This window comes from Paraburkholderia nemoris (genome assembly GCF_905221015.1).
Classification (GTDB): Bacteria; Pseudomonadota; Gammaproteobacteria; order Burkholderiales; family Burkholderiaceae; genus Paraburkholderia; species Paraburkholderia nemoris.
The window spans coordinates 1-5,479 of record NZ_CAJNBO010000077.1 but is presented as its reverse complement, the minus strand read 5'-3'; the positions used below and the strand labels follow the sequence as shown (position 1 = coordinate 5,479).

The 5,479-nt window shown below is 55.8% G+C and carries 5 protein-coding genes; all 5 read right to left on the bottom strand.

Annotated elements, in window-relative coordinates; genetic code table 11:
• Positions 1–52: 52 nt before the first annotated feature.
• A complete protein-coding gene (locus tag KHO33_RS41465; RefSeq protein ID WP_200568509.1) occupies positions 53–265 on the bottom strand; it encodes a hypothetical protein in 213 nt (70 codons plus the stop codon).
• Positions 266–325: 60 nt separating this feature from the next.
• The gene (gene maiA / locus KHO33_RS41460) at positions 326–964 is read right to left on the bottom strand and encodes a maleylacetoacetate isomerase (protein ID WP_200568507.1); all 639 of its coding nucleotides are present in this window, start codon (positions 962–964) and stop codon (positions 326–328) included.
• 9 nt (positions 965–973) lie between these two features.
• Positions 974–2,518: an FAD/NAD(P)-binding protein gene (locus KHO33_RS41455; RefSeq protein WP_200568505.1), complete on the bottom strand. Its 1,545-nt coding sequence runs from the start codon at positions 2,516–2,518 to the stop codon at positions 974–976.
• A 157-nt stretch (positions 2,519–2,675) separates the two neighbouring features.
• On the bottom strand, positions 2,676–3,929 hold the full coding sequence (locus tag KHO33_RS41450) for a TauD/TfdA family dioxygenase (protein ID WP_234480962.1): 1,254 nt from the start codon (positions 3,927–3,929) through the stop codon (positions 2,676–2,678).
• A 57-nt stretch (positions 3,930–3,986) separates the two neighbouring features.
• Positions 3,987–5,297: an MFS transporter gene (locus tag KHO33_RS41445; RefSeq protein WP_200568506.1), complete on the bottom strand. Its 1,311-nt coding sequence runs from the start codon at positions 5,295–5,297 to the stop codon at positions 3,987–3,989.
• Positions 5,298–5,479: the final 182 nt, after the last annotated feature.

Sequence of the window (5,479 nt, the reverse complement as noted above, 5' to 3'; positions counted from 1 at the left end):
CTTTACGTCCGTCTCATCTCATGATGTTCAGGGTTAAGTTCCAAACTTCATCCTATTTGATACCGAGATAAACACCTCCGCTGGAACCCAGATATAGCGGGACGTAACACACGCCCGTAGTGAAGCTGGCACCGATGCTCGGCATCGCTACATTGACGATCGTCACGTCGAGCTGGACCGCGACAAAGCCGAAGCTCGTTGCGGCAAGCGTCATGCCCATGCCATTGCGCCGCCCAGCCGGTTGGAGCCCGCTTACAGTATTCATCTTAAAAGTCTCGATTGATGCGCGTTGTCGCGCTAGCGGTCTCCGCACTGAAGTGCGGCGTTAAGGTACATAGTCCGGCTGCGCAGCGGGAGCCGATTCGAGAAAGGCACGCATTGTCATGCACCTCTCGAAGATCTCCATCGAAATTGGAAAGCTGGAAAAGTCACAGCCAACTCGCAATGCATTCGTGATTTGCGGAACCAAGCAACACTCCGCCAGCGTCGGAACGTCGCCGAAACAGAGCGAGCCTTGCCGGTATCTGCGTAGCAGGCTTTCCACGGAGACAAACCCTTCATGAATCCAATGTTGATACCATTGCGCCCGCTGGGAATCGGTGGCGTTAAAGGTTCGAGTGAGGTACTTCAGTATCCGCAAGTTGTTGACGGGGTGAATGTCGGACGCGATTGCGAACGACAGTTCAAGCGTGCGAGCCCGTTGGAACGGTTCTTCCGGAATCAACCTAGGTTCAGGAACAACATGATCCAGCCAGTCGATGATTGCAATTGACTGATGCAAGGTGATCTCTTCTCCGACAAGCAGCGGAACGCCGCCGGCGGCGTTCAGAGCCAGATACTCGGGCGTACAGTTCTCGTCCTTCCTGAGGTTGACCGGAATAGATTCGTAGTCGACGCCCTTGAGTTTCATCGCGATACGCACGCGATACGACGTCGAACTGTTGAAATAATTGTGCAGTGTCAGGTTCATGGGTCAGGCTATCAGGCTGGAATCTGGAATTTCAAGCGCCCTTTGCGACGCAATTCCGTGGCTATCACCGCAGATGTTCTCCATCAGGTCCGCGGCAATTCTTTGAGCCTGGCGCGATATCATGTCGAGAGAATCGACATAAAAATAGGTGCCGCTCGTAACGTGCCCTACCGCGCGTATGCTTCTGTCTATCGCTCCGGTATCGGAGATTAACGCTCCGCTTGCAAAATCGACCTTGACTCCTCCCCTTGCATCCGCGGCCGCGATACCTGATTGAACGAGCGACCATATCAGCTCCGAGTCCGGCGGACCGTCAACGGAAGCAGCCGTTCCCGTCGCATTGACCACCGCGTCGTAGTGCCGCTTCGATCCGTCCTGTCGCGTCATTTCGAGTCGTCCGCATGGAACCACGGAGAACGTCGCGGGCCCGGAAGATACGCGAAGCTGGCCAGTCCGCATCATAGCCTGTAGGCGTTTCGCGTTCTGAATGGGTATAGGTGTACGGATAGACATCCAGCGTCTGGAGAAGCGGCGCAGGAAGATGTGTTGAGATGCTTCGTCGAGCGAATTCCAAAGATCGTGCACAAGGCCGTTTATCGCGCGGAATATCGGCGCCCATGGCCTGATTTCACCTGCACTCTCAATCTGCGCATCGAGATGGTCTTTTGCATCAGGATATTCGTTCGCAAACAACATTTTCCAGCTGACGCCGACAGAGTGCAGCTCACGCCTCAACAGGCGAAGCACGCTCCGCAAGCTAACCTTGGATATCCCGTCATCGGTTATCCGCTTTAATGCCAGCTCGGTCAGATGCTGAAGAACATGCGGCGGGTAGCTATTTCCCTTTACGTAGGGCAGCAAGCCTCGCCGGGATAGCATGTCGATGCGCCCCCGGTAGTCAGCCGATTGCAGACTGACCGCTACGTCGATGGCGGTCAGGCTGGCACCCAGAATGCAGATGGATGATGCGGATCTCAGCTTCTCGAGATGATCGCTTACCGGGTAGGCTGAGTGAATATATCGATTGTGGCCGGACAGCCCGTAGTGATCTTTGGGGTTCGTATGCCCGGTCGCAAGAACGACGTTCCCGGCGGCCCAACTGCCAGTCCGACTGTGGACACGCAGCTCAGGAGATCGGTCTATTCTTACGATGGCTTCGCGAATCACCTCGATGACGACGCCGTGCTCCGCCGCCGTGTTCTGGATTTCCCGGAACGAGTCGCGTAGGAACCTTCCGAATAAACGTCGAGGGAGATAGACATCCGGAAAACTACCGCCCGTTGCCTCATGTATTTCGCGCGAGTAGTTTGCCTTCCACACCATCCATTTCGCGAACAGGGTGGAATTGGCAGGGGAGATTGACATCGTCTCCGCGACGCGATTGAGAATGAGGTCCGCGTGGTCTTCCTGATACGCAAGACCGGGACCAACGGGGCGCTCCTTTTCAAAGACCAGAATCTTGCGAGTATCCGTGGCGCGGCGGAAGTGAAGCTCCACGAAATGAAACAGGAAGGAGATACACGCCGCTCCGCCACCGATAATTGCCATGGTCGCACCCGACGAACTGTTCGAAGTTGGCACGTAAAAGTCCGGATGTTATGAATTTACTGAAACAGGCGCCGATCGAAAGGCCACGTTGCGAGCACAACGAGATTCGCTAGCAATTGTCGGGCCGATTCACGAGATGGAACGGGCGATTGCGCTTTCAACCGGCACTCACGTTCTCTTGCTCCCGGAGCCGGCTGGTCTTGTTGAGCGAGCTTGGATCGAAGACCCGAGCCAGCGTCCTGTCAAACATTCGATAGTTCCATAGGTTTGGCGCCAGAAAGACACGCTGTACCCACCGATTCGCCCTACCGTTTTCATCGAACGTCGGCGAGAATTTGTCCCGCGAATGCAGGGAGAAACGATTGTTGATGTAGACAAGTCGGCCGGGGGTGATTTTCATGCCCACAGAGACGGACTTAATCGCCCGATAGAAGTTGTCCAATGCCACCCGTGCGTTTTGATTGACGGGAAGAACCATGTCGGGATAGAAAGCGACCGTGATGCGTGGAGCCTCCGCTGGCCCTGATACGATCGAACACAAATCGGTGTTATCTTGCGGTCTGGACGTCGTGCCCCGCCAGCGATAGGGAACACGGATTATGAAATGGCGGCCCCGCAGGTAGCGGATATCATCGTCGCTCAGCAGACTCAAGGCCTTTCTCGCGTCTGACAAATGTGTCTCGGGCTCTCCGCCTCCCGATTGCTGGCGGATTCCAAGCAGAATGAGCGCAATCGGTGAGGTGTCGCCATTGGGCATATGCGCCTGGGCGGCATTCTCCGTATGGAAATCGAGTTCGACTAGTGAACCAAGTCCTGTGTACTCGCTCGCCTTATGCAGGTGAGGTGTCAGATTGTTGATGAGTTCCCGACCTTCGTGATAAATCGAGTAGGGTTCGGCAATCGCCGCGCCAATGGCCGACAGGAGATTTTCGCTGAGCACGCCCGCCTTGAAGGCCGCACCGGTTTCGTTAAATGAAGGACTGCCAGTGACATTGTCGTCAATCGGCAGATTGTCGACGATCAGGTATGGAACGTTGGTCCCGCTTGATTCCTTCAGCGTCTCGAAGAGGCGGATCATTCTGTCCGGAAAGCTCGAATAAAAGGCTTTCCGAAGTGTCGCGATGTATTCCGGGCCGCCGCCGGGATCGTAGTCGATTCCGGCCAGCGCGGCGCGGATCGATGCGGCTTCCGGATCATCGAGCTTCACATAAGCTTCATCACCAAGTACTTTGACAGTCAAACTATCCTCCGAATCATTCAAATAGGGCACGGCATCCGAACCGGATAACGGACCAATGGACGTATCAAAGAAAGGCCGCGGAGCGTTGCGGGATGGCTCGACAAACGACGTGACCTCTATCGCCGGTTGTGTCATCCCGCCCACGCAAGTCAATCTGAGTTGATTGGTCAACTACCGTGCATCCATGTGCTCGATGCGCCGTTGCGCGGCGTTTGGAAGCGACCAGGATCATCCCCGTGTTTCGAGAATGCCTCCCCGGTTACTGCGCGATATCGTCAGAATCACGAGGCCGCCCGCCAATCCCATGAGTGCGGTCGGCATCATGGCAAGGTTGGTGCTGCCGGTTCTTTCAAGGATGAAGCCATAGACGTTGACCATCAGCCCGCCCGCCAACGTGCCGACCGCGTTGATGCCTGCGAGTCCGACGGCTGCCACGCGTGGCGAAAGAAACTCGAGCGACAAAGCCCAGAACGGTGCTTTGAAAGAGTAGGCGCCAACCAGCACACACGAGAGCAACGCGAGAATCGTTGTGAGACTGCTTGCAGATCCTGCGGCGGAGAATCCCACCGCGATCAGAATCAATGGCACACACGTATGCCACCGGCGCTCGTTCGTTTTATCGGAACTCCAGCCCCAGATAATCATGAGCACCGACGCGATGCCGTAGGGGATGGAGTTGAGGATGCCTGTCTGCGCGTCGGTCAGTCCATGCGCCTTGATCAGTTGCGGCTGCCACACGCCCAGCACGCTCCCTGCCGCCAGTGCTGCAGCGCTGGCCAACGTCAGGCCCCAGACAGAGCGGTTACGCAGCAGTTGCGACATCGAGATATCGTCGATCGGGCGGGCGACGTCGCGTTCGCTCTGCAAGCGCGACACAAGCCAAGCCTTCTCAGCCGAGGAGAGCCATGAGGCGCTTTGCGGGCTGTCGGTCAAGAGAAACAGACAGATCAGGCCGAGGACGAACACTGGCAACCCTTCGGCGATAAAGAGCCAATGCCAGCCTCGCAGTCCGAACAGACCGTCCAGTGACAGCAGCCATCCGGAGATCTGAGAGCCGAAAAATCCAGACAGCGGAATCGCCACCATCAACAAGGCGATCACGCGAGCCCTGTAGGCAGACGGCAGCCAGAATGTGAGGTAGAGCAGCACGCCAGGAAAAAAGCCGGCTTCGGCGGCACCTAGCACGAATCGCACGACACCATAGGAGACCGGTCCGCGGACAAGTGCCATGGCCGCTGCAACCAGCCCCCAACTGATCATTATGCGTGCAAGCCAAACCCTTGCACCGACCTTCTGGAGAATAATGTTGCTGGGTATTTCGAAAAGAAAATAGGCAATGAAAAACAGGCTGCTTCCAAAACCGAACACTGACTTGGACAAGCCAATATCCTTGTTCATTTGAAGTGCTGCCAAGCCGATATTGTTTCGGTCAAGTATTGCAAAAATGTAACAGGTTGTCAGAAACGGAACGACGCGCCAGATGATTTTTTTAATAACTCGTCTTTCGATTGACATATTGTCGTGCTGCGTCTCCGTCATATAATTCCCCGTTAAACACGAGCGTATCCCAATCGTTCAAGCGATATGTCGGTCGCTGAAGGATTAAGGGCCAGCCCTTTCAAGGTCTTGATCAAGATGTCCCGCCTTTGGCGCGTTTAAGCAGGCGGGCGGTACTGTGATGGGCTCGGGCTACCGCGCCTTCGACATAGGGTGCGGGTTTG